General features: G+C 63.9%; 17 protein-coding genes. 10 read left to right on the plus strand and 7 right to left on the minus strand.

What is annotated here, in order from left to right:
* Nucleotides 1-41 precede the first annotated feature (41 nt).
* The 6 genes from AB4037_RS02585 to AB4037_RS02610 all read left to right on the plus strand — a co-directional run bounded on the left by AB4037_RS02585 (nucleotide 42) and on the right by AB4037_RS02610 (nucleotide 7,904).
* Entirely contained in the window at nucleotides 42-1,655 is a 1,614-nt protein-coding gene (locus tag AB4037_RS02585) for a GMC family oxidoreductase (protein ID WP_434957573.1), read from the plus strand.
* A gap of 13 nt (nucleotides 1,656-1,668) precedes the next feature.
* Nucleotides 1,669-1,977 (plus strand): Dabb family protein, encoded by a 309-nt coding sequence (locus tag AB4037_RS02590; protein ID WP_441770430.1) that lies wholly within the window; start codon nucleotides 1,669-1,671, stop codon nucleotides 1,975-1,977.
* Nucleotides 1,978-2,274: 297 nt separating this feature from the next.
* The gene (locus AB4037_RS02595) at nucleotides 2,275-2,979 is read left to right on the plus strand and encodes a TetR/AcrR family transcriptional regulator (RefSeq protein WP_434957571.1); all 705 of its coding nucleotides are present in this window, start codon (nucleotides 2,275-2,277) and stop codon (nucleotides 2,977-2,979) included.
* Nucleotides 2,966-4,330, plus strand: a complete 1,365-nt coding sequence (locus tag AB4037_RS02600; RefSeq protein WP_441770431.1) for an efflux RND transporter periplasmic adaptor subunit — start codon at nucleotides 2,966-2,968, stop codon at nucleotides 4,328-4,330. The genes AB4037_RS02595 and AB4037_RS02600 overlap by 14 nt, the downstream gene beginning before the upstream one ends.
* A 7-nt stretch (nucleotides 4,331-4,337) precedes the next feature.
* Nucleotides 4,338-7,481, plus strand: a complete 3,144-nt coding sequence (locus tag AB4037_RS02605) for an efflux RND transporter permease subunit (protein WP_441770432.1) — start codon at nucleotides 4,338-4,340, stop codon at nucleotides 7,479-7,481.
* A gap of 126 nt (nucleotides 7,482-7,607) precedes the next feature.
* Nucleotides 7,608-7,904 carry a hypothetical protein gene (locus AB4037_RS02610; protein WP_434957568.1) on the plus strand — a complete coding sequence of 99 codons (297 nt, stop codon included), beginning with the start codon at nucleotides 7,608-7,610 and terminating at the stop codon, nucleotides 7,902-7,904.
* A gap of 28 nt (nucleotides 7,905-7,932) precedes the next feature.
* On the opposite strand, the gene AB4037_RS02615 is transcribed toward AB4037_RS02610, so the two are convergent.
* From AB4037_RS02615 to AB4037_RS02630, 4 genes are all read right to left on the minus strand, one after another.
* Nucleotides 7,933-8,919 carry a magnesium transporter CorA family protein gene (locus tag AB4037_RS02615; RefSeq protein ID WP_441770433.1) on the minus strand — a complete coding sequence of 329 codons (987 nt, stop codon included), beginning with the start codon at nucleotides 8,917-8,919 and terminating at the stop codon, nucleotides 7,933-7,935.
* Nucleotides 8,920-9,092: 173 nt separating this feature from the next.
* Entirely contained in the window at nucleotides 9,093-9,710 is a 618-nt protein-coding gene (locus AB4037_RS02620; RefSeq protein WP_441770434.1) for a hypothetical protein, read from the minus strand.
* 67 nt (nucleotides 9,711-9,777) lie between these two features.
* On the minus strand, nucleotides 9,778-10,248 hold the full coding sequence (locus AB4037_RS02625) for an energy transducer TonB family protein (protein ID WP_441770435.1): 471 nt from the start codon (nucleotides 10,246-10,248) through the stop codon (nucleotides 9,778-9,780).
* 117 nt (nucleotides 10,249-10,365) lie between these two features.
* Nucleotides 10,366-12,186, minus strand: a complete 1,821-nt coding sequence (locus AB4037_RS02630; protein ID WP_441770436.1) for an ABC-F family ATP-binding cassette domain-containing protein — start codon at nucleotides 12,184-12,186, stop codon at nucleotides 10,366-10,368.
* A gap of 232 nt (nucleotides 12,187-12,418) precedes the next feature.
* Between AB4037_RS02630 and AB4037_RS02635 the strand changes: the two genes are divergently transcribed.
* Nucleotides 12,419-13,207, plus strand: a complete 789-nt coding sequence (locus AB4037_RS02635; protein WP_434957563.1) for a L,D-transpeptidase — start codon at nucleotides 12,419-12,421, stop codon at nucleotides 13,205-13,207.
* Nucleotides 13,208-13,300: 93 nt separating this feature from the next.
* On the opposite strand, the gene glpD is transcribed toward AB4037_RS02635, so the two are convergent.
* Nucleotides 13,301-14,830: a glycerol-3-phosphate dehydrogenase gene (glpD, locus tag AB4037_RS02640; RefSeq protein WP_441770437.1), complete on the minus strand. Its 1,530-nt coding sequence runs from the start codon at nucleotides 14,828-14,830 to the stop codon at nucleotides 13,301-13,303.
* Nucleotides 14,831-15,112: 282 nt separating this feature from the next.
* Between glpD and AB4037_RS02645 the strand changes: the two genes are divergently transcribed.
* Together AB4037_RS02645 and AB4037_RS02650 are read left to right on the plus strand one after the other, a co-directional pair.
* A complete protein-coding gene (locus tag AB4037_RS02645) occupies nucleotides 15,113-16,174 on the plus strand; it encodes a sugar phosphate isomerase/epimerase family protein (protein ID WP_434957561.1) in 1,062 nt (353 codons plus the stop codon).
* Nucleotides 16,175-16,189: 15 nt separating this feature from the next.
* The gene (locus AB4037_RS02650; RefSeq protein ID WP_441770438.1) at nucleotides 16,190-17,362 is read left to right on the plus strand and encodes a Gfo/Idh/MocA family protein; all 1,173 of its coding nucleotides are present in this window, start codon (nucleotides 16,190-16,192) and stop codon (nucleotides 17,360-17,362) included.
* Nucleotides 17,363-17,374: 12 nt separating this feature from the next.
* Here the strand turns inward: AB4037_RS02650 and AB4037_RS02655 are convergent, their stop codons facing one another.
* Nucleotides 17,375-17,977 (minus strand): TetR/AcrR family transcriptional regulator, encoded by a 603-nt coding sequence (locus AB4037_RS02655; protein WP_434957559.1) that lies wholly within the window; start codon nucleotides 17,975-17,977, stop codon nucleotides 17,375-17,377.
* Nucleotides 17,978-18,100: 123 nt separating this feature from the next.
* Between AB4037_RS02655 and AB4037_RS02660 the strand changes: the two genes are divergently transcribed.
* Nucleotides 18,101-19,300: an MFS transporter gene (locus tag AB4037_RS02660; protein ID WP_441770439.1), complete on the plus strand. Its 1,200-nt coding sequence runs from the start codon at nucleotides 18,101-18,103 to the stop codon at nucleotides 19,298-19,300.
* 18 nt (nucleotides 19,301-19,318) lie between these two features.
* On the opposite strand, the gene AB4037_RS02665 is transcribed toward AB4037_RS02660, so the two are convergent.
* Nucleotides 19,319-20,245 (minus strand): branched-chain amino acid ABC transporter permease, encoded by a 927-nt coding sequence (locus AB4037_RS02665; RefSeq protein ID WP_434959680.1) that lies wholly within the window; start codon nucleotides 20,243-20,245, stop codon nucleotides 19,319-19,321.
* Nucleotides 20,246-20,281 lie beyond the last annotated feature (36 nt).

Raw genomic sequence — 20,281 nt, forward strand, 5'->3', positions numbered from 1 at the left:
ACGAAGAGCGGACGGGACGTCCGCGCACCCGGGAGTGTCCTATGACCGATTACATCATCGTAGGGGCGGGGCCGGCTGGCTGCGCCCTGGCGGCGCGGCTGAGCGAGGATACGGCAGTCAAGGTTCTGCTGATCGAAGCGGGCGGGCGCGACAGCCATCCCTTCTTCCACATGCCGGCGGGCTTTGCCAAGATGACCAAGGGCATCGCGAGTTGGGGCTGGTCCACGGTGCCCCAGAAGCATCTGGACGGACGGGTGCTCTGGTACACCCAGGCCAAGGTGCTGGGGGGCGGCTCCTCGATCAATGCGCAGATCTATACCCGCGGCAATCCGCGCGATTATGACATCTGGGCCTATGTGCATCGCTGCCAAGGCTGGAGCTATGCCGAGGTGCTGCCCTATTTCAAACGGGCCGAGGACAATCAGCGATTCATCGACAGCTACCATGCCGCCGGCGGACCGCTCGGCGTCTCCATTCCCATCAATCCCTTGCCGATCAACGAGGCCTTCATCCGTGCCGGCCAGGAATATGGCTTGCCTTACAATGCCGATTTCAACGGCGCCAGCCAGGAGGGTGTCGGCCATTACCAGGTCACGGTGCGCAATGCCCGGCGCTCTTCCGCCGCGGCCGCCTATCTGAAGCCGATCGAAGGCAAGCGGCCGAACCTCACCGTCCGCACCGATGGCATGGTGACGCGTATCCTCGTCGAGAAGGGGCGGGCGGTCGGTGTCGAGATCGCCGGGAAGGACGGTAGGAGCGAGATACGCTGCGAGCGCGAGGTCATCGTCGCCTCCGGCGCCATCGGTTCGCCGCGCCTGCTCATGCTGTCCGGCATCGGGCCGGCGGCCCACCTCAAAGAGGTTGGCATCGATGTGGTGCACGATCTGCCCGGCGTCGGCGAGAATTTGCAGGACCATCTCGATCTCTATGTCATCGCCGAATGCACCGGCGACCACACCTATGACAACGTCGCCAAGCCCCACCGCACCGCCTGGGCCGGGCTGCAATATCTCCTGTTCAAGAAAGGGCCGGTGGCTTCGACCCTGTTCGAGACCGGTGGCTTTGCCTATGCCGACAAGGCTGCCCGCTCGCCCGACATCCAGTTCCATCTCGGCTCGGGCTCAGGCATCGAGGCCGGTGTCGCCCGGCTGCGCAATGCCGGCGTCACCTTGAACTCTGCCTTCCTGCAGCCGCGTTCGCGCGGCACCGTGCGGCTCAGATCCGCCGATCCCGCCGACCATCCCCTCATCGATCCCAATTATTGGTCGGATCCCTACGACAAGGCAATGTCTCTGGAAGGGCTGCGCATGGCGCGCGAGATCCTGCGCCAGAAGGCACTCGCCCCTTTCATTCTGGCCGAACGCATGCCGGGGCCGGACAAGGTCAGCGAGGCGGAATTGAGTGACTATGCCTGCCGGACCAGCAAGACCGACCACCACCCCGCCGGCACCTGCAAGATGGGTGTCGACGACATGGCCGTGGTGACGCCCGAGCTCAAGGTAAGGGGGCTCGAGGGCTTGCGTGTCTGCGACGCCTCGGTCATGCCGATCGTCAACTCTTCCAACACCAACGCGCCCACCATCATGATCGGAGAGAAGGGCGCCGATCTCATCGCGGGCAGGCAACCGCTCCCCGCCGTCAATTTCGGATCTTGAGCAGGAGAACACCATGATCCGCCATATCGTTCTTGCCCGTTTGCGGACGGATCTGCCGCAAGCTGAGGTCGTGGCACTGCTGTCGGCCATTCGCGGCATGAAAACCGAGATTCCGGGAATCCTGCAGATAGAAGTCGGCGCCGACAACAGCCCCGAAGGCCTGGCGCGCGGCTATGGCCATGCCTTCACCGTGGACTTCGTCGACGCAGCGGCCCGCGACGCCTATCTGCCCCATCCGCATCACGCCAAGGTGGCCCAGGCGCTCGTCGCCGCGACGCAAGGCGGTGTCGATGGCCTGCTGGTGCTCGACTTCGAAGCCTGACCGCGGGAGTTACATTCCTGTTGGCGCTCCGGTCGGCCTCTCGGTCCGGCCATGCGGAGTGCCAGCGTCACAACCGATTGTTAACCGCAATGCCAAGCCCTTTTCGCACCGCGGAGGGGCTTTTTGCGCTGATTCGCGTGGATTTGGCCGCCGTTTCCGCGCAGGCGTACGTCTTTCGCCTTAATTCCGCCGCCGGATGGGAAGCATCATCCCGCCCGTCCATACGGGTGTGACTTGGTTTCTTGTACAATCTCTGATACTGAGAATGAACGTTCATTCTCGTTCGGGGTTGTGATAGTGGCGATCGAAGCAGGGGTGGTGGTGCCGCCACCCGCGGTGGCAAAGGGAATCGACGCGCGTCGAACTCACATTCTCGATGCCTTCGAGGTGTGCATCCAGCGCACAGGATTCCATCGCACCACCATGCAGGACGTTGCCAGGGAAGCCGGCATGAGCGCCGGCAATCTCTACCGCTACTTTCCCTCCAAGGAGGCCTTGGTGTCGGGCCTGATTGAGCGCGATCGCGAACGTTTCAGTGCCGATTTCATGAATGTGGCGCGTTCCAGCGATGTCATGGGGTCCTTCGTCGCGCTGGGGCGCAAGCATTTCCTCGAAACGCCGCGCGAGCGCTGCGTCCAGTTCATGGAAATCTGGGCGGAGGCCAGCCGCAACCCACAGGTGGCGGAGATGTGCGCGGCCGTCGACAAGGAAGTGAACGACTTCATGGTCGCGATCCTGGAGGCGGCCAAGACCTCAGGCCAGATCCCCACATCGGTGGACAGCGCGGCTGTGATCACCGTGCTTTCGGCCATGGGAGACGGCATGTTCACCCGTCGCGCCCTGGAGCCGGATTTCGATGTCGAGGACGGTTTTCGGCTGTTGGTGAACGTTATGGACGCCTTGATGTCGGGAAAGATCCCGCTCGATCGTCCTTTGCCTGCGATTTCAGATTCTCCGGGCGAGCAGCCCGTTTCAGAGGAACAGCTCCATGTCCGCGGTTGAAAAGCAGAACCGGCCCGAACGCGATGGCGAGCGGCAGCGGCGGGAGGGGGGCTTTGTCGATGAGGCGAGCCTCACGGCGGTGCGTCTGTCGGGGCATGCCCAGCATGCACCGACCGATTATCAGCGAACTCCCTGGTATACGAAACTTACCATCCTGGTGCTTGTCGTCATCGCCGTGGCTGCGGCTCTCTATGCCTATCGCGAGCCCCTGATGGCCCGCCTCAACCCGCCGCCACCGCCTGTGGTGGACGCCAAGCCGCCAGCCGTCACCGTGACGCCGGCCGTGACCGGAGCCATCACCGAGCAGGCGGTGGTGACCGGCAATCTGGCGGCGCGCGAGGAGATTCTGGTGTCGCCCCAGATCGAAGGCTATGCCGTCGACAAGATCATGGTGGAGGAAGGCGATCGCGTCAGCGAAGGCCAAATGCTGGCTGAGCTCTCGACCACCACCATCGATACCTCGCTCGCCCAGAATGAGGCTCAGACCGCCAGGGCGGAGGCCGCGATCGCGCAGGCCGAGAGCGCCATAGCCGAAGCCAATGCCAATCGGGAACAGACCGCCAGTGCCTTTGCGCGCTCCAAGGCGCTGGTCCGGACCGGCAATACGACAGCCGAACAGCTCGACCAGCGCGAGGCCGCCGCCAAGATGGCGGACGCGCGTGCGGGAGCGGCCGAACATGCCCTGACCGTCGCCAGGGCCGACAAGAAGCTCGCCGATGCGCAGCGTTCCGAATTGATGGTGCGTCTGGAGCACACCAAGGTGCGCGCACCGGCGGCAGGCGTGATCAGCCGCCGGGTCGCTCGTATCGGTGCGATCGCGTCGGCGTCCGGTGATCCCCTGTTCCGCATCATTCGCGACGGTGACATCGAACTCGCGGCGGACGTATCGGAGGCGACGCTGGCGCGCATCCGGCCGGGCATGACGGCCGAGGTGGCGACGGCGGGCCGCAAGGAGCCTTTCGCGGCTCGCGTGCGCCTGGTTTCGCCTGAGGTCAATTCCGTCACACGCCTGGGCCGCGTGCGTATCGCCATCGACCAGGCGCCGGGCCTGACGATCGGCGCCTTTAGCCGCGCCAGCGTAGCGGTTGCCAGTCATACCGGCGTGCTCGTGCCGCAATCGGCCGTGCTCTATACCGAGGATGGCGCGACGGTGCAGGTCGTGCGTGACGGTGTCGTGGCGACCACGCCCGTCAAGCTCGGCCTGCGTACCGAAAAGCAGGCCGAGGTGGTCGAAGGCGTCAAGGCGGGCGATACGGTGATCGCCACTGCCGGCACCTTCGTGCGCGACGGTGACAGGGTCAGCGCCGTCAACGGGGCTGATGCAGCCCAGCCCGCGACCGAGTCCAAGTGAGGCACCGATGTCGTTCAACGTCTCGGCCTGGTCCATCCGCAATCCGGTGCCTTCGATCGTCCTGTTCGTGGTGCTGATGGCGCTCGGTTGGGTCTCGTTCCAGAACCTGCCGATCACCAAATTCCCCAATATCGATATCCCCGTCATCACTGTGACGGTAACCCAGGTCGGTGCCGCACCTTCCGAGCTGGAGACGCAGGTGACGCGTAAGATCGAGGACGCCGTCACCGGCGTCGCCGGCGTCAAGCATGTGCAGTCGACCATTACGGACTCAACCTCGACGGTTGCCATCGAGTTCTGGCTGGGCACCAACACGGACCGCGTGCTCAACGACGTCAAGGATGCGGTGACCAAGATCCGCACCGAACTGCCGCGCGATATCGAGGAGCCGGTGATCTCGCGCCTCGAAATCGAGTCGCAGTCGATCATGACCTATTCGGCCACGGCACCCGGCATGACGCTGGAACAATTGTCCTGGCATGTCGACAATGTGGTGAAGCGAGACCTGCAGAGCCTGCGCGGCGTCGGCCGCATCGACCGCATAGGCGGCGTGACACGCGAGATCCGGGTGGCCGTCGATCCCGATCGGCTGCTATCGCTCGGCATCACCGCTGCCGACGTCAATCGCGTGCTGAGGGCGACGACGGTCGATCTGTCGGGCGGCAAGGGTGAGGTCGGCAATCGTGAGCAGGCCATTCGTACCCTGGCCGGCGCCCATACGATCGATGAACTCAAGGATACCAAGATCACGCTGCCCGGTGGGCGGCAGGTACGGCTCAACGAGATCGCCAACATCACCGATGCCTATGCGGATCAGACGTCATTCGCCCGGCTGAATGGGTCGACGCCAATCGTCGCCTTCTCGATCTTCCGGTCCAAGGGTGCCAGCGACACGGTGGTGGCCGCAGCGGTCGCCGCCAGGATCCAGGCGCTGCACACGGCCCACCCCGAGGTCAGCTATGCGGTGGTGGACGATGGTGTCGCCTCGACCTATGGCAATTTTGAAGCGGCGATGCAGACGCTGGTGGAAGGCGCCATCCTCGCCGTCATCGTCGTGCTGATTTTCCTGCGCGACTGGCGGGCTACGCTGATCGCCGCCATTGCCTTGCCGCTCTCGGCCATCCCGACCTTCTGGGCGATGAGCGTGATGGGTTTCTCGCTCAACCTCGTCAGCCTGCTCGCCATCACGCTGGTCACGGGTATCCTGGTCGATGACGCCATCGTAGAGATCGAGAACATCGTCCGGCACATGAAGATGGGCAAGTCGCCCTACCGCGCCTCCATCGAGGCGGCGGACGAGATCGGTCTTGCCGTGATGGCGATCACCATGACCATCATCGCCATCTTCGCGCCCGTGAGCTTCATGGGCGGTATCGTCGGCCAGTATTTCAAGCAGTTCGGCCTGACGGTAGCGGTAGCGGTGTTCTTCTCGCTCCTTGTCGCGCGCCTGATAACACCGATGATGACCGCCTATTTCCTCAGGCCGCACGCTCATGTCGAGCCGCGGGATGGCTGGATCATGCGGGCCTATACCCGCTTCCTGGAGATGACGCTGGCGCGTTGGTTCTCTCCCTATCTCACCATCCTGGCCGGCTTTGGGCTGCTGATCCTGACCTTCAGGCTGATGGGCTTTTTGCCCGAGGGCTTCATCCCGCCGGAGGACAATGCACGCGTGGTCATCTCCGCCGAGATTCCGCCAGGCGGCAAGCTCGAGAGCACCCAGGCCAAGACCGACCAGATCGTTGCCGAGATCCGTAAGGTTCCGGAAGTCGTTCAGGTCTTCGTCATCGGCGGCACCTCGCCGACCGGCGGACTCGATCCGCGCCGGGCCGCCATTTATGTCAAGCTTTCCAAGCGCGAGGATCGGGCGCGCCACCAACTCGCCATCCAGGATGACATCGCCCATATCCTTACCGCCATTCCCGATTTGCGTGCCTGGCGCGTCAAGGACAATGGTGAGCGTGACGTCAACCTGGCGCTGAAGAGCGATGATCCGAAGGCGCTTGCCCTGGCGGCATCGCGCCTCGAAGGCGCGATGCGCCATGTGCCCGGCTTCAACAATGTCGCCGCCAATACCGGCCTCGAGCGGCCGGAGGTGCGTATCCTGCCGCGAACCGACGATGCCGCGCGTTATGGTATCACCACCGAACAGATCTCGGAGGCGGTGCGTGTGGCGACCATCGGCGACATTGACGCCAATCTGGCCAAGTTCAATGCGGGGGACCGGCTGGTGCCGATCCGCGTGCAGTTGACCGAAGAGTCCCGTGGCAATCTCGGCCTGATCGAGGCGCTCAGCCTGACGACCGCCTCGGGCGGCAGCGTGCCGCTCTCCGCGGTGGCCGACGTCGAGTTCGGCCAGGGGCCGACCTCGATCGAGCGCAACGACCGTCAGCGGCAGATCAAGATCGGCGCCGACTTGCGCAAGGGGCTGGAGATCGGCGAGGCGCTGGATCTGGCCATGGAACTGCCGGAGGCCAAGAACCTGCCCAAGGGCGTGGTCTTTGCACCCACTGGTGACGCCGAAGTGATGGCAGAGGTGTTTTCGGGCTTTGCGATGGCGATGGGGACGGGCCTGCTGATGGTAGCGGGTGTGCTGGTGCTGCTGCTCGGCAGCCCCTTCCACGCCATCACCATCCTGCTCTCCTTGCCGTTGTCGATGCTCGGTGTGGTCCTGGCGCTGCTCGCTACCCACAACTCGATCTCGATGCCGGTGGTGATCGGCATCCTGATGCTGATGGGCATCGTCACCAAGAACGCCATCATGCTGGTCGACTTCGCGGTCGAACGGGTCAAGCATGGCATGCATCGCCATGACGCCATCATCGATGCCGGGCGCAAACGCGCGCGACCGATCGTGATGACCACCATCGCCATGGTGGCCGGCATGATTCCGACAGCGCTGGGGCACGGGGATGGCGGCGAGTTCCGTTCGCCGATGGCGATCGCCGTGATCGGCGGCCTGATCGTCTCCACCTTGCTGTCGTTGATCTTCGTGCCGTCCTTCTATGCGGTCATGGACGATCTCACGCGCGGCATTTCCTTCCTGTTCGGGCCCCTGGTGGGGCCGAAGGATGAGGCAGGGGAAGCCGGCGCGCCTGTGGCTCTGGATAGCGGTCACGGCGGTAGGGGCACGGCCGCGGCGGCGGAATAGGGGACATGGCATGCGTTCGACACCGCCCTGGATGAGGCGCTGGCCGCTTGCCCCGGCGTCATCAGGCCCAGGTTTTCCAAGATTCGGGATGCCCCGGCATCATCGAAAGCGACGATCGGGAATCTCATGAATTTCATGCCTTTGCCGGACCGCGATCCGACGCCTCGTGAACGGTCCTATCTGACGGCCCTGGAAGCGGGGGAGTTGAGGCCTTCGATCAGCGGGCAGGCCGGACATATGTGCCGGAAGTTCGGCTGGTGCGAGGCCGTGTTCCATCTACCGGACGGTTCGCAGAAGACACGATCGGAATTGCCCAGCCAGATGGATTCGATTGCGGTGATCAAGGCAGGCTATCGCGCCATCGGCTATTGCCTCACTTCGCGCGGCCGGGCCGCGTTGGCGAGGTCCGTGGCAAAGAAGTAGCAAATCGCCGCTGTGGAATGGCCTGGCGCTACAGCCAGTTCTTCCAGCGGAACAGCACATAGGGGGCGATAGCGACCACCACCATTAGGATCAGGGCCATGGGGTAGCCATGCGCCCATTTGAGTTCCGGCATTCTCTCGAAATTCATGCCGTAGACCGAGGCTACCAGCGTCGGCGGCATGAAGATCACAGCCATCACCGAAAAAAGCTTGATGATGTTGTTCTGCTCGAGATTGACCAGGCCGAGGGTGGCGTCGAGCAGGAACTGGATCTTCCCCGACTGAAAGGTCGCGTGTTCCTCGAGCGATTGCAGGTCGCGCAGTGTCATCTTGACTTCCTCGCGCAGTTCCGAGGGGACCTTGGCGGCTTTGAGGCCAGCCGAGAACCACAATAGTACCCGCTCGATCGAGACCAGGCTTTCACGGCATTTCGAGACGAGATCGCCATGCCGTCCAAGGGCCTGCAAGGTACGTTGCAGGGTGGCGTTGCGATTGCCTTGCTTGACGGCGTCCTTGAACACGCTGCGGGAGAGCGCGTCGAGCCGCTCGCCGGTATCCTGCAGCACTTCGGCTGCACGGTCGATGATGGCGTCGATCAGCCCCGCCATGATCGCTTCGGGACCGCCCCCGCAGCCGCCGGGCTTGACCGCATGGCCGGTATAGGTGGTGAAGGACTTCGGCTCGCTGTAGCGTACCGTCACCAGCACGCTGGCAGTGAGAATGAAGGTTGCCGCTGAAATGGCCGGCTCGCTGGTGTTGACGTTCACCAGGAGGCGCGTGGTCATGTAGCGCGTGCCGTTCTCCGACCAGATGAGTTCGGAGGGCTCGATATCGTCCATGTCCTCATGGGTGGGAATGGAGATGCCGAGCAGCGTCTCGACCTGCTGGTCCTCCTCACGTGTCGGGTTGAGCAGGTCGATCCACAAGACATCCCCCGGGAGGGGCTCGCCGGGTTGCAGTGTATGGGGCAGCAGCCTGTCCTTGGTCGTCGGGCACAAGCGATGCGTGGTGATCATGACAGGCCCTGCGATAAGGGAGTGGAGGATTGCCCATCCCGCTAGAGCGTTTTTGCGATTAGACGGAATCGCCAAGAACCGCAAAATGCTCTGTTTTCAGTAAGTTCAGCCAACGGAACGTGTCAACCCGAACGCATTTTGCTCTAGATGGGAAAGATGACGGCAGCGTGATTTCAATCGGTATCGGTCACAGCCAGCAGGAAGAGCCGCCGATGGCGCTTGTCAAGAACGACGAAAGTCTTGTCCCAAGCAATGTCGTAGAACCAGTCGGTCCAGGCCGTGCTGCTGGTATAGAATGCGATCTCGTCGAAGCGCAGCTCGAACAGGGCATCACAAAAACGCAAGGCCAATGCCTTTTCCGGCATGCCCGAACCGGTGGCGTGCCAGTACGCGCCGCCATGATAGAGCGCCCGGGCGAGCAGCGTATCCGCCTCGAGGCTGTCATGGAGCTCGAATTCGATATCGGGAAGCGGCGAGGGATCAATTATCAGATCCGGGAGGCCGGCTCGGATGGCTGGGTGGACCAGGAGACACGCCAGGATGGTATCAAGATGCAGCTGGTTGCGTCCGATATGCCAATCCAAAGCCGGTTCGGCACCGATTTCGAAAGCCGCGAACAAGGCGTTGCCATTGCAATAGGTCTGGCGAAACCGGGCAAGCACCTCGTCGATCGCCGGAGCCGCGTGCGGGATGGGTGTAATCGCAACATCCGCCAAGGCCTGGTCCAGCTCGGCCTGCGTCGGCCGACGGCCGATATTCCCAGGTCCGGACGGTTCCGCTGCTCCCATCATGCTCGATCCCGTCGCATCGTCCTCGGCGCGGCCGACAGGATGAAGCACGATGCCGGGGCTGTCGCGCTCAATTTGCGCGGGGCGGCTTGGCCTTGGGTTTATTCTGTGGCTGTGGCCCGCCCATGAAATGAATCGGGAGCTGAAGCGAGAAGTTCTCTCCCGTCACATTGGCCGGCGGTTTGGGAAAGGGCGTAGCTCGTTTGAGCGCTTCCAGCGCAGCCTGGTCGAACTCGCTCTTGCCTGAACCCTGGACCACCCTGGCCGACAACACGCGTCCGTCACGATCGAGGACAAAGCCGACCGTGACCTGCGCGGATGGCAAAGGAGGCGGCACTTCGCCTTCCTTCAAGGGCGGCTGAGGCAGGGTAGGAAACTGGGTATTGGCCCACACCTGCCTGAGCAGAGCGGTATGCCAGCTCTTGGCATCGGTGATCGGTGGAGGAGTGGGTGCCGGCTTGGACTGGGCCCAAACGGGCGAGGTGGCCAGAGGCGCTCCAAGCAAAGCCAGGATCAGCGCAAGACGTTGGAAGGCAGACATGGATTTTTCCAGAAAGCTCAGGCGAACACCCTTGTTGCTTTTCCCGAAAGATTGCAAGCTTTTGAATTCATTATGGAATAATTCTTATCGGCGCAGGCGGGCCGTGCAGATTGCCTGTCAGCCCTCGATTTCCTCACGCAGCATCTCCAGGGTCAGCCATTCTTCCTCGGCCTGCGTCTTCTCGGCTTCCACCTTAGCGAGTTGCTGGCCGATCTCGGCGAATTTCTTCGAATCCTTGGCAAACAGGTCAGGGTCAGCCAGCCGCTCCTGCAGGTTCGCAGCCTTGGTGGCAAGCTGCTCGATCTTGCGGGGCAGGGTTTCGAGGGCGTGCTTTTCTTTGAACGAAAGCTTGCGCTTGCCGGTGCGTTCCGGCGCTGAGCGGGCCGCCGCTTGGTCCGTCGGCGCCTGTCTGGGCGCCTCGGTCTTCTCCACCGGTTTACGAGCCACGCCGGCGCCGCGCTGGGCGACCATGTCGCTATAGCCGCCGGCATATTCCGTCCAGCGCCCATCGCCCTCGCTCATCAGGATCGAGGTCGAGACCCGATCGAGAAAGTCGCGGTCATGGCTGATGACGATGGCCGTGCCCTGATAGTCTCCGATCATCTCCTGCAGGAGATCGAGCGTCTCCAGGTCGAGATCGTTGGTCGGCTCGTCCAGCACCAGGAAGTTGGAGGGCTTGGCAAGGGCGCGTGCCAGCATCAGCCGGCCGCGCTCGCCGCCCGAAAGCACCGAAACCGGGGTGCGCGCCTGCTCCGGTGGAAACAGGAAGTCGCGCATATAGCCGATCACATGTTTGCGCTCGCCCCCGACCTCGACATAGTCCGAGCCGCCGCCCGTAAGTGTATCGCTGAGGGTCGTCTGCGGATCCAGGCTCTCGCGGCGCTGGTCCAGCGTCACCATCTGCAGGCTGGCTCCGAGCTTCACCACGCCGCTGTCGGGCGGGATGGCGCCGGTCAAGAGGTTGAGCAGGGTGGTCTTGCCGGCGCCATTGGGGCCGACGATGCCAATCCTGTCACCGCGGGCGATGCGGATGGAGAAATCCTTGACGATCGGCGGGCCGCCCCAACTCTTGTTCACGCCGACAGCCTCGGCGATGAGCTTGCCGCTTTCCTCGCCCTCCGTCGTGGTCAGCTTCACCGTGCCGGTGACACGGCGGGCATCACGTCGCTCCTGGCGGAGGGCGCTGAGGTTGGCCATACGCCGGACATTGCGCTTGCGCCGGGCGGTCACGCCGTAGCGCACCCAATGCTCTTCCGCCACGATCTTGCGGTCGAGTTTCTGGCGGTCGCGCTCTTCTTCCTCCAGCACCTGGTCGCGCCACTCCTCGAAGAAGGCGAAACCACGATCAATGCGGCGGGTCAGGCCACGGTCGAGCCAGACGGTGGCGCGCGACAGGTTTTCGAGGAAGCGGCGGTCATGGCTGATCAGCACCAGGGCCGAGCGCAGCGAGCCGATTTCCTTTTCCAGCCATTCGATGGCGGGCAGGTCGAGATGGTTGGTCGGCTCGTCGAGCAGCAGGATGTCCGGCTCGGGGGCGAGCACCCGGGCAAGCGCCGCACGCCGGGCCTCGCCGCCGGAAAGGTTTTCGGGGCTCTCCTCGCCGGTCAGGCCGAGTTCGTTGAGCAGATAGAGGGCGCGGTAATTGTCGTCACCCGGCCCGAGGCCTGCCTCGACATAGGCGAGTGTGGTGGTAAAACCTCTGAAATCCGGCTCCTGCGGCAGATAGCGCACCGTGGCGCCGGGATGCACGAAACGTTCGCCGCGATCGGCCTCGATCAGGCCGGCGGCGATCTTGAGCAACGTCGACTTGCCCGAGCCGTTGCGGCCGACGAGGCAGAGCCTCTCGCCGGGGGCGATCGATATGTCGGCTCCCTCCAGGGTCGGGGTGCCGCCAAAGGTGAGATGGACGTCGCGCAGGAAGAGCAGGGGAGGAGCCATGCGCGCCTTGTGCAGGCGGGCACGAGACGGGTCAAGCCTTCATTCGGTGCGCACTGTGTCCTAAAGCACGTCCCAGCCAGTCTGCGGGGCGTAGATGAAGCCAATGTGAACGGCGGTACGTTCACGAGAACGCGAGATAAAGAAATTCGGAACGTTGCAGCAAAGGCACAGCCGAACACTGAAGTCTTGCTTATTGTATGTGCCGGTTCTCCCGATCCCAGTAGGATGTGTAATGTCGTCTCTCTCCCGCCGCGCCTTTCTCATGGGCGCTTCGCTGACTGGACTGGGCCTAAGCCTGGCCAGTTGCGTGACCGATTCAGCCGCAATCAAGCCGGTGGTCGTAGCTTCGGCTGATCCGGCAACGCTGCCGGCGGTGCCGGTTGATGGCCGGCCGATCGATGAGATCACGCAGCCCGAACAGCCCCTCACCCCCGAGGGGACCTATGACTACAAGGCGATCTACGGTCAGACGACTGACGGTAAATTCGTCGTGTCGGCCGTGGATACGAAGCGTATCGGTCCCCAATTCCTGCGAGCCGAGGTCGATTATCCGACCAGCGAGCCAGCCGGCACCATCGTTGTCGATCCCAGGGCGCATTATCTCTACTACGTCATGGGTGGCGGACGGGCCATGCGCTACGGCGTCGGCGTCGGCAAGCAGGGCTTTGGCTGGTCGGGCTCGGCAGAAATCCGCTACAAGCGCGAATGGCCCGATTGGTATCCGCCCAAGGAAATGATCGCCCGTCGGCCCGACCTGAGGGGCAGCCTGGCGCAATTGCAGAGTGGTGTGGGCGTGCGCGGCGGGCCGCGTAATCCGATCACCGGCCGCGCGCTGTATCTGTGGCAGGATAACAAGGATACGCTCTATCGTATCCACGGCACCAACGAGCCTTACAGCATTGGCCACAATGCCTCTTCGGGCTGCATCCGCATGATCGTCCAGGACGCGATCGACCTTTACAAGCGCGCGCCCCTCGGTGGCCGCGTGGTCGTCCTCGGTCCGGGCATGTCGGAAGCCTGAGGCAGATAAAATCCGCCGATTTGCGGCGTTCACGCGAGGCCGGGTCGATGCCCGGCCTTTGCTTTTGGCGAGATGGATGATGTGGCCGCATCCTCAGGATGTCGTTTGCGCACGCCCTCGCTCCTGCTCCCGCATATAAAAATCGAGTGCTTCAGCCTGCTCGGCCGTCATGCGCAGGCCGAGTTTAGAGCGGCGCCAGAGCACGTCTTCCGCGCGCTGGGCCCATTCGTGCTGCATGAGATAGTCGACCTCGGCCTCCATCAACGTGCCGCCGAAGTCGCGGCCGAGATCTGCGTAGGAGCGGGCCTGGCCGAGCAGCAGTTCCGCCTTGGTGCCATAGGCACGGGCGAGACGCCGGGCATGGTCCGCATCGAGCCAGGTGAAGCGCGACTTCAGGTCCGCGACATAGGCATCGAAACCGAGCACGGGAATGTCGCCGCCCGGCAGTGCCGCGGTGGCCGACCAGCCGCGTTTGGCATTGGCGGCGGGGGCCGTGTATCTCTCCAGTTTCTCCAGCGCATGCTCGGCGAGGCGACGATAGGTGGTGATCTTGCCGCCGAAGATCGACAGCAGCGGCGCGCCGGCCTCATCGTCGAGCACCAGCACGTAATCGCGCGTGGCGGCCTGGGCCGCGCTGGCGCCGTCGTCATAGAGCGGTCGCACGCCTGAATAGGTCCACACCACGTCCTGCGGCGTTACGGCTTGCGTGAAATATTCGCTGGCGGCTCGGCAGAGATAGTCGATTTCTTCCTCGCTCGCTTTCACGGTGGCGGGATCGGCGTGATAATCGCGGTCCGTCGTGCCGATCAGTGTGAAGTCGTGCTCATAGGGGATGGCGAAGATGATGCGGTTGTCGGCATTCTGGAAGATGTAGCAGCGGTCATGGTCGTAAAGGCGGGGAACGACGATGTGCGATCCCTGGACCATGCGCACATGGGCCTTGCTGGCAAGGCCGAGCTTGTTTTCCAGTACATCGGCGACCCATGGACCGGCGGCGTTGACGAGCGCTCTGGTGATCACCGTCTGGCGCGAACCGGTGAGCGTATCCTCTACGGTGAGAGTCCAGCCGTCGGGGCCACGCAGGGCCGAGATGGCGCGGGTGCGCGGCAAGATGACGGCGCCGCGATCGGCGGCGTCCCGCGCGTTCAGGACGACCATGCGGGCATCCTCGACCCAGCAGTCCGAATATTCGAAACCCTTTTCCTGCGCGCCCGGCTTGAGCGGTCCGCCCGTCACGTCGCGGGTGAGATCGAGCGTGCGCGTGGGCGGCAGCAATTTGCGGCCGCCCAGATGGTCATAGAGGAACAGGCCCACTCTGAGCATCCAGGCTGGGCGTAAGCCCTGGTGATAGGGCAGCACGAAACGCAGCGGCCAGATGATGTGCGGGGCAATCCGCCAGAGCACCTCACGCTCCATCAGTGCTTCGCGCACCAGCCGGAACTCGTAATATTCCAGATAGCGCAAGCCGCCATGGATCAGTTTGGTGGCCTTGGAGGAGGTGCCTGAGGCAAAATCGTCCTGCTCGCACAGAAAAACCTTGAGCCCGCGTCCCGCCGCATCACGGGCAATGCCGCAGCCATTGATGCCGCCGCCGATGATGGCCAGATCGAATGCGCCTTCCACCTTCGCGCCTCCTGTCGAGTGCCGCCGCTCCCGTCCTCCCGGTGATGCGAACCAAGGGGCTCGGTGGGCTACAACCTGCGCTGCCCCGAAGGGCAAGGCAAGCCATCACTGCTTCCTGGGGTACGTACATCAAATCGCCGTTGCGCAGTCCAAAAGGATTTGCCATGGTGAGGCAAGCCGAGGGACGGGTCAGACAAATGGTCCCAAGCCGAAAGAGTGAGGCGGCATCCGTAGTCGCTCCGGACTCTCCGGCCCAAAGGCATCACCGCAGGAGACGCAGTCATGGCGGCCACGATCAAGGGACCGGCGATCTTTCTCGCCCAGTTCGCGGGCGACGCCGCGCCCTTCAACTCCCTCGATTCCATCTGCAAATGGGCTGCCTCGCTGGGTTATAAGGGCGTACAGATCCCGAGTTGGGACAGCCGTCTGTTCGATCTGAAGAAGGCGGCGGAATCGAAGGCCTATTGCGATGAGGTCGCCGGCGTGGTTGCCAAGCATGGCCTTGCCATCACCGAATTGTCGACCCATCTGCAGGGCCAGCTGGTTGCCGTACATCCGGCCTATAACGAGGCCTTCGACGGCTTTGCGCCGCCGGAGGTGCGCGGCAAACCGAAAGAGCGGCAGGCCTGGGCCGTGGAGCAATTGAAGGCTGCCGCAACCGCCTCCCGCCATCTCGGCCTCGATGCCAGCGTCACCTTCTCCGGTGCCTTGGCCTGGCCTTTCGCCTATCCCTGGCCGCAACGGCCGGCCGGCCTCATCGACGAGGCGTTCGGCGAACTGGCCAAGCGCTGGAAACCCATCCTCGATGCCTATGACGCCGTAGGGGTCGACGTCTGCTATGAACTGCATCCCGGCGAGGACCTGTTCGACGGCGCGACCTTCGAGCGTTTCGTCGACCGCCTGAAAGGGCACAAGCGCGCCAACATCAACTATGACCCGTCGCATTTCGTGCTGCAGCAGCTCGACTATCTCGCCTTCATCGATATCTATCACGAGCGCATCAAGGCCTTTCACGCCAAGGATGCCGAGTTCAACCCGACGGGTCGCCAGGGCGTCTATTCGGGTTATGCCTCCTGGACGGAGAGGGCAGGACGCTTCCGCTCGCTGGGCGACGGGCAGGTCGACTTCACCGGTGTCTTCTCCAAACTCGCGCAATATGATTATGCCTCCTGGGCCGTGCTCGAATGGGAATGCTGTCTCAAGCATCCCGAAGACGGTGCGGCGGAAGGGGCGCCCTTCATCGCCGCCCATATCATCCGCGTGACTGAGAAGGCCTTCGACGATTTCGCCGGCGGTGGCACCGATCGCAAGGCGGTCCGGCGCATGCTCGGCCTCAACCGATAAGCAGAGGGAAATACGATGGCGATCGAGGGCCGTTCGGACAGCAAGGCAGGCGGGCGCGTGCGCTATGGCATGGTCGGTGGCGGGGAGGGTGCCTTCATCGGCGCCGTGCATCGCCTCGCCGCCCGCATGGACGATGATTACGTGCTGGTGGCGGGCGCCCTGTCGTCCACGCCGGAGAAGGCCCAGCGTTCCGGCGAGGCGCTCGGGCTCGCTGCAGACCGGATCTACCCCGATTTCGAGACAATGGCGCGCAAGGAAAAGCGCCGCAAGGACGGCATCGAGGCTGTCTCCATCGTCACGCCCAACCATATGCACGCCCCGGCGGCGGAAGCCTTCATCAAGGCGGGCATCCATGTCATCTGCGACAAGCCGGTGACCACCACGTTGAAGGACGCCCTGCGCCTGAAGAAGCTCGCCGCCGACAAGGGCGTGATCTTCGCGGTGACGCATAATTACACCGGCTATCCTCTTATCCGCGCGGCGCGTGAGATGGTGAAGTCGGGGCAATTGGGGCCTATCCGCCTGATCCAGGTCGAATACCCGCAGGACTGGTTGACCACGCCGATCGAGCAGAGCGGCCAGAAGCAGGCCGATTGGCGCACTGATCCCAAGCGCTCCGGCGCCGGCGGCGCCATCGGCGATATCGGCACCCATGCCTTCAACCTGGCCCAGTTTGTCGGCGGCCTGGAGGTTTCGGAATTGCTGGCCGAACTGACTTCCTTCGTGCCTGGCCGCGCTCTCGACGACAATGTGCAGATCCTGCTGCGCTATGCCAATGGCGCGCGCGGGGCGCTGTGGGCAAGCCAGGTGGCGCCGGGTAACGAGAATGGCCTGATGCTGCGCGTCTATGGCGAGAAGGCGGGGTTCCATTGGCGCCAGGACAATCCGAACTATCTCTATTTCACCCCGCACGGCGAGCCGACCCGTATCATCACCCGGGGCTCGGCCGCAGCCGGCGAGGATGCGGCGCGGATGACACGCGTGCCTCCGGGCCATCCCGAAGGCTATCTCGAAGGCTTTGCCAACATCTATACCGAGATCGCCCGTGCCATCCGGGCCGCCCGCGGCGGTGAAGCCCTCGATCCGGCCGTGCTCTTCCCGGGCATCGACGACGGCATCGCCGGCATGGCCTTCATCGAGGCGGCTGTGAAATCCTCCAAGAAGGGTGGCGTCTGGGTGAAAGCGTAACCGGCCGGAACCCTATCCGGCGCCATTTCCGCCGGAGGCGACCAGTGTTTCGATCCGACGCAGGAGTGCCTCGTCGGCGTCGATCTGCCAGGTCAGCAGATGGTACCAGTTGAATCCTGCCCACAATGCGATGCGTTCATCGATCAATCGGGCAGGAAATTCGCCGCGCGCCGCTGCCCGCTCGAAGAGACGGCGCGCTGGCCGGAACAGCACGGGCAGAAACTCGTTGCGCAGGCGCGAGCCCGCCGCTTCGCTCGCTTGCGCTTCGGCGAGCAGGGCCCTGAAGGCGCCGCCGGGGGGAGTTCGCCAGAAGCGCCATAGATCGGCGGTATGCTGTACGAGATCCTCGACCAGGCTGCCCGTGTCCGGCAGGCTTATCGCCCGCGCCTTTTCGGCTCCATAGGCTGCCATGAACAGGTCGGCCTTGGTCGGCCACCAGCGATAGACGGTGGCCTTGCCGGCACCGGCTCGCCGGGCGGCCTCCTCGATGGAAAACCCCGCATAGCCTCGATCCGCGAGAAGCTCTCGTGCGGCCTCGATGATGGCGGTCTCGGTGTGCGGATTGCGACGGGCGCCGATCGAGCGGCGCCTTGGCTGCGTGGTTGTCGTCTCCATGCGGTGCCTCCCCATCTTGACATAACGAAACGTATCGTTTTATTCAATCATAACGATACGTATCGTTTCATTAATCGGCGAGTACTCGCCGTGAAACCGCTTGCCGTGAACCCGATGCATCAGATGGAAAATACTGCCCCCACCGCCGTTCGGCAGGCTGCTCCCGCCTTGGTCCTGACCCTGGCGGTCGCAACCGGGGCCATCGTCGGCAATCTCTATTATGCCCAGCCGCTGGTCGCCAAGATCGCACCCGAGATCGGTATCGGCCCTGATCTGGCTGGCGCCATCGTCAGCCTCACCCAGATCGGTTATGGGCTGGGGCTCATCCTGCTGGTCCCCCTGGCCGATCTCATCGAGAACAAGGTTCTGGCATTGGCGACGCTCGTTTGCGCGGCCGCCAGCCTGCTCCTCGCGGCTGTCGCACAAGGTGTCGTGGCTTTCCTGTTCGCATCGCTCGCCATCGGCATATTCTCGGCTGGTGCCCAGATCCTGGTGCCCTTCATCACTCATTTCGTTCCGCCCGAGCGGCGTGGCCGCGCGGTCGGCCTGGTGATGGCCGGTCTGATCACCGGCATCATGCTGGCAAGGCCCGCCGCGCTTTTCGTGGCGGCCTATCTGAATTGGCGGGCGGTCTTCCTCGTCTCCGCTGGGCTGATGATCGGCATCGGCGCTGTTCTCTGGCGCATGATGCCACGCTATCAGCCGTCCGGCACGAGCCATTACGGGGCCGTGCTGGCCTCGCTGCCGGGCCTCGTGCGGAACACGCCGATCCTCCGCCGCCGCGCCCTCTACCAGATGCTGTTGTTCTCAGCCTTCAACCTGTTCTGGACCGCCGCGCCCCTGATGCTGACGGAACGTTTCGGCATGTCCGACTATGCGATCGGTCTCTTCGCTCTCGCCGGGGCGGGTGGAGCGCTGGCAGCGCCGCTGGCGGGGCGCCTTGCCGATCATGGGCATGGGCGCATGGCGACCTACGGCGCGATGGCTTCTCTGGCGCTGGCCTTTCTCGCCACGGCTTTGGGGGAGCACATCCTGTCTCTTCTGGTGCTGATCGTTGCGACGCTGGTGATCGACGCAGCGGTGCAGACCAACCAGATCGTGAGCCAGCGCACCATCTTCTCGACCGCCCCAGCGGTTCGGGGGCGCATCAATGCCCTCTATATGACCACGGTGTTCGTCGGCGGGGCGCTGGGATCGGTGCTGGGTACGCTGACCTATCACTCCGGCGGCTGGATGTTTACGGCCGCGACCGGTGCCGCTCTCGGCATCGCCGGACTGGCCGCCTTCGCAACGGAACGGCTGGAGCACCGCGGCCCCGATTGAGGAGGGTGGCAATACTGCCTAGCCGGCCTTGCGCAGCAGCTTGGCCAAAGTGCCGGCGAGCCCGTCGCGGAAGGCGAGCACGCAGATGACGAAGACCGCGCCCTGGGCCACCGTCACCCAGGAGCCGAGCGGGGCGAGATAGGTTTCCATCGCCACCACGATCAGCGCGCCGAGCATCGGGCCGAACAACGTGCCGGTGCCGCCGACCAGCGCCATCAGCACGACTTCGCCCGACATCGTCCAGTGCACGTCCGTCAGCGAGGCGAGTTGGAACACCAGCGCCTTGGTGGCGCCGGCAATGCCGGCCAGGGTAGCCGACAGGGTGAACATCATCAGCTTGAAGCGCTCGGCGTCATAGCCCAGCGAGAGGGCACGGGGCTCGTTGTCGCGGATCGCCTTCATCACCTGCCCGAAGGGCGAATGCACGATGCGGTGGATGGCGAACAGGCCCAGGAGCACGATCACGGCAACCAGGACATAGAGGGCCTTGTCGTCGGAAAGGTCGATGAGACCGAACAGCTTGCCGCGTGGTACCGCCTGGATGCCGTCCTCGCCGCCGGTGAAGGGCGCCTGCAGGGCGAAGAAATACACCATCTGGGCCAGGGCCAGGGTGATCATGGCGAAATAGATGCCCTGGCGCCGGATGGCGAGCGAGCCGACCGCGAGGCCGAGGATGGCGGCCACGGCACCTCCGCTGAGGATCGCCAGTTCCGGCGTCAGGCCCCAGACCTTGGCGGCATGGGCGCTGGCATAGCTCGCCATGCCGAAAAAGGCGGCGTGGCCGAAGGAGAGCAGGCCGCCATAGCCGAGCAGAAGGTTGAAGGCGCAGGCGAACAGGCCGAAGCACAGCACCTTCATCACGAAGACCGGATAGGCGACGAAGGGCGCGACGGCGATCAGTGCGACGATGAGCAGCATGACGCCGCGATCCCCGATCAGGGGCATTGTGCGGGTCGCGGCAGCCGGCTGGCTGGAGGAGGC

It is taken from the genome of Labrys sp. KB_33_2 (genome assembly GCF_052114505.1).
Classification (GTDB): Bacteria; Pseudomonadota; Alphaproteobacteria; order Rhizobiales; family Labraceae; genus Labrys.

Bases quoted from the DNA above. Each gene is read 5' to 3' on its own strand.
- AB4037_RS02620 (WP_441770434.1), bottom strand. From the start codon at position 9,710: ATGATGGGAGCAGCGGAACCGTCCGGACCTGGGAATATCGGCCGTCGG.
- AB4037_RS02635 (WP_434957563.1), top strand. From the start codon at position 12,419: ATGTCGTCTCTCTCCCGCCGCGCCTTTCTCATGGGCGCTTCGCTGACT.
- AB4037_RS02625 (WP_441770435.1), bottom strand. From the start codon at position 10,248: ATGTCTGCCTTCCAACGTCTTGCGCTGATCCTGGCTTTGCTTGGAGCG.
- AB4037_RS02660 (WP_441770439.1), top strand. From the start codon at position 18,101: ATGGAAAATACTGCCCCCACCGCCGTTCGGCAGGCTGCTCCCGCCTTG.
- AB4037_RS02665 (WP_434959680.1), bottom strand. From the start codon at position 20,245: ATGCCCCTGATCGGGGATCGCGGCGTCATGCTGCTCATCGTCGCACTG.
- AB4037_RS02645 (WP_434957561.1), top strand. From the start codon at position 15,113: ATGGCGGCCACGATCAAGGGACCGGCGATCTTTCTCGCCCAGTTCGCG.
- AB4037_RS02585 (WP_434957573.1), top strand. From the start codon at position 42: ATGACCGATTACATCATCGTAGGGGCGGGGCCGGCTGGCTGCGCCCTG.
- AB4037_RS02610 (WP_434957568.1), top strand. From the start codon at position 7,608: ATGAATTTCATGCCTTTGCCGGACCGCGATCCGACGCCTCGTGAACGG.
- AB4037_RS02615 (WP_441770433.1), bottom strand. From the start codon at position 8,919: ATGATCACCACGCATCGCTTGTGCCCGACGACCAAGGACAGGCTGCTG.
- AB4037_RS02605 (WP_441770432.1), top strand. From the start codon at position 4,338: ATGTCGTTCAACGTCTCGGCCTGGTCCATCCGCAATCCGGTGCCTTCG.
- AB4037_RS02590 (WP_441770430.1), top strand. From the start codon at position 1,669: ATGATCCGCCATATCGTTCTTGCCCGTTTGCGGACGGATCTGCCGCAA.
- AB4037_RS02630 (WP_441770436.1), bottom strand. From the start codon at position 12,186: ATGGCTCCTCCCCTGCTCTTCCTGCGCGACGTCCATCTCACCTTTGGC.
- AB4037_RS02655 (WP_434957559.1), bottom strand. From the start codon at position 17,977: ATGGAGACGACAACCACGCAGCCAAGGCGCCGCTCGATCGGCGCCCGT.
- AB4037_RS02600 (WP_441770431.1), top strand. From the start codon at position 2,966: ATGTCCGCGGTTGAAAAGCAGAACCGGCCCGAACGCGATGGCGAGCGG.
- AB4037_RS02650 (WP_441770438.1), top strand. From the start codon at position 16,190: ATGGCGATCGAGGGCCGTTCGGACAGCAAGGCAGGCGGGCGCGTGCGC.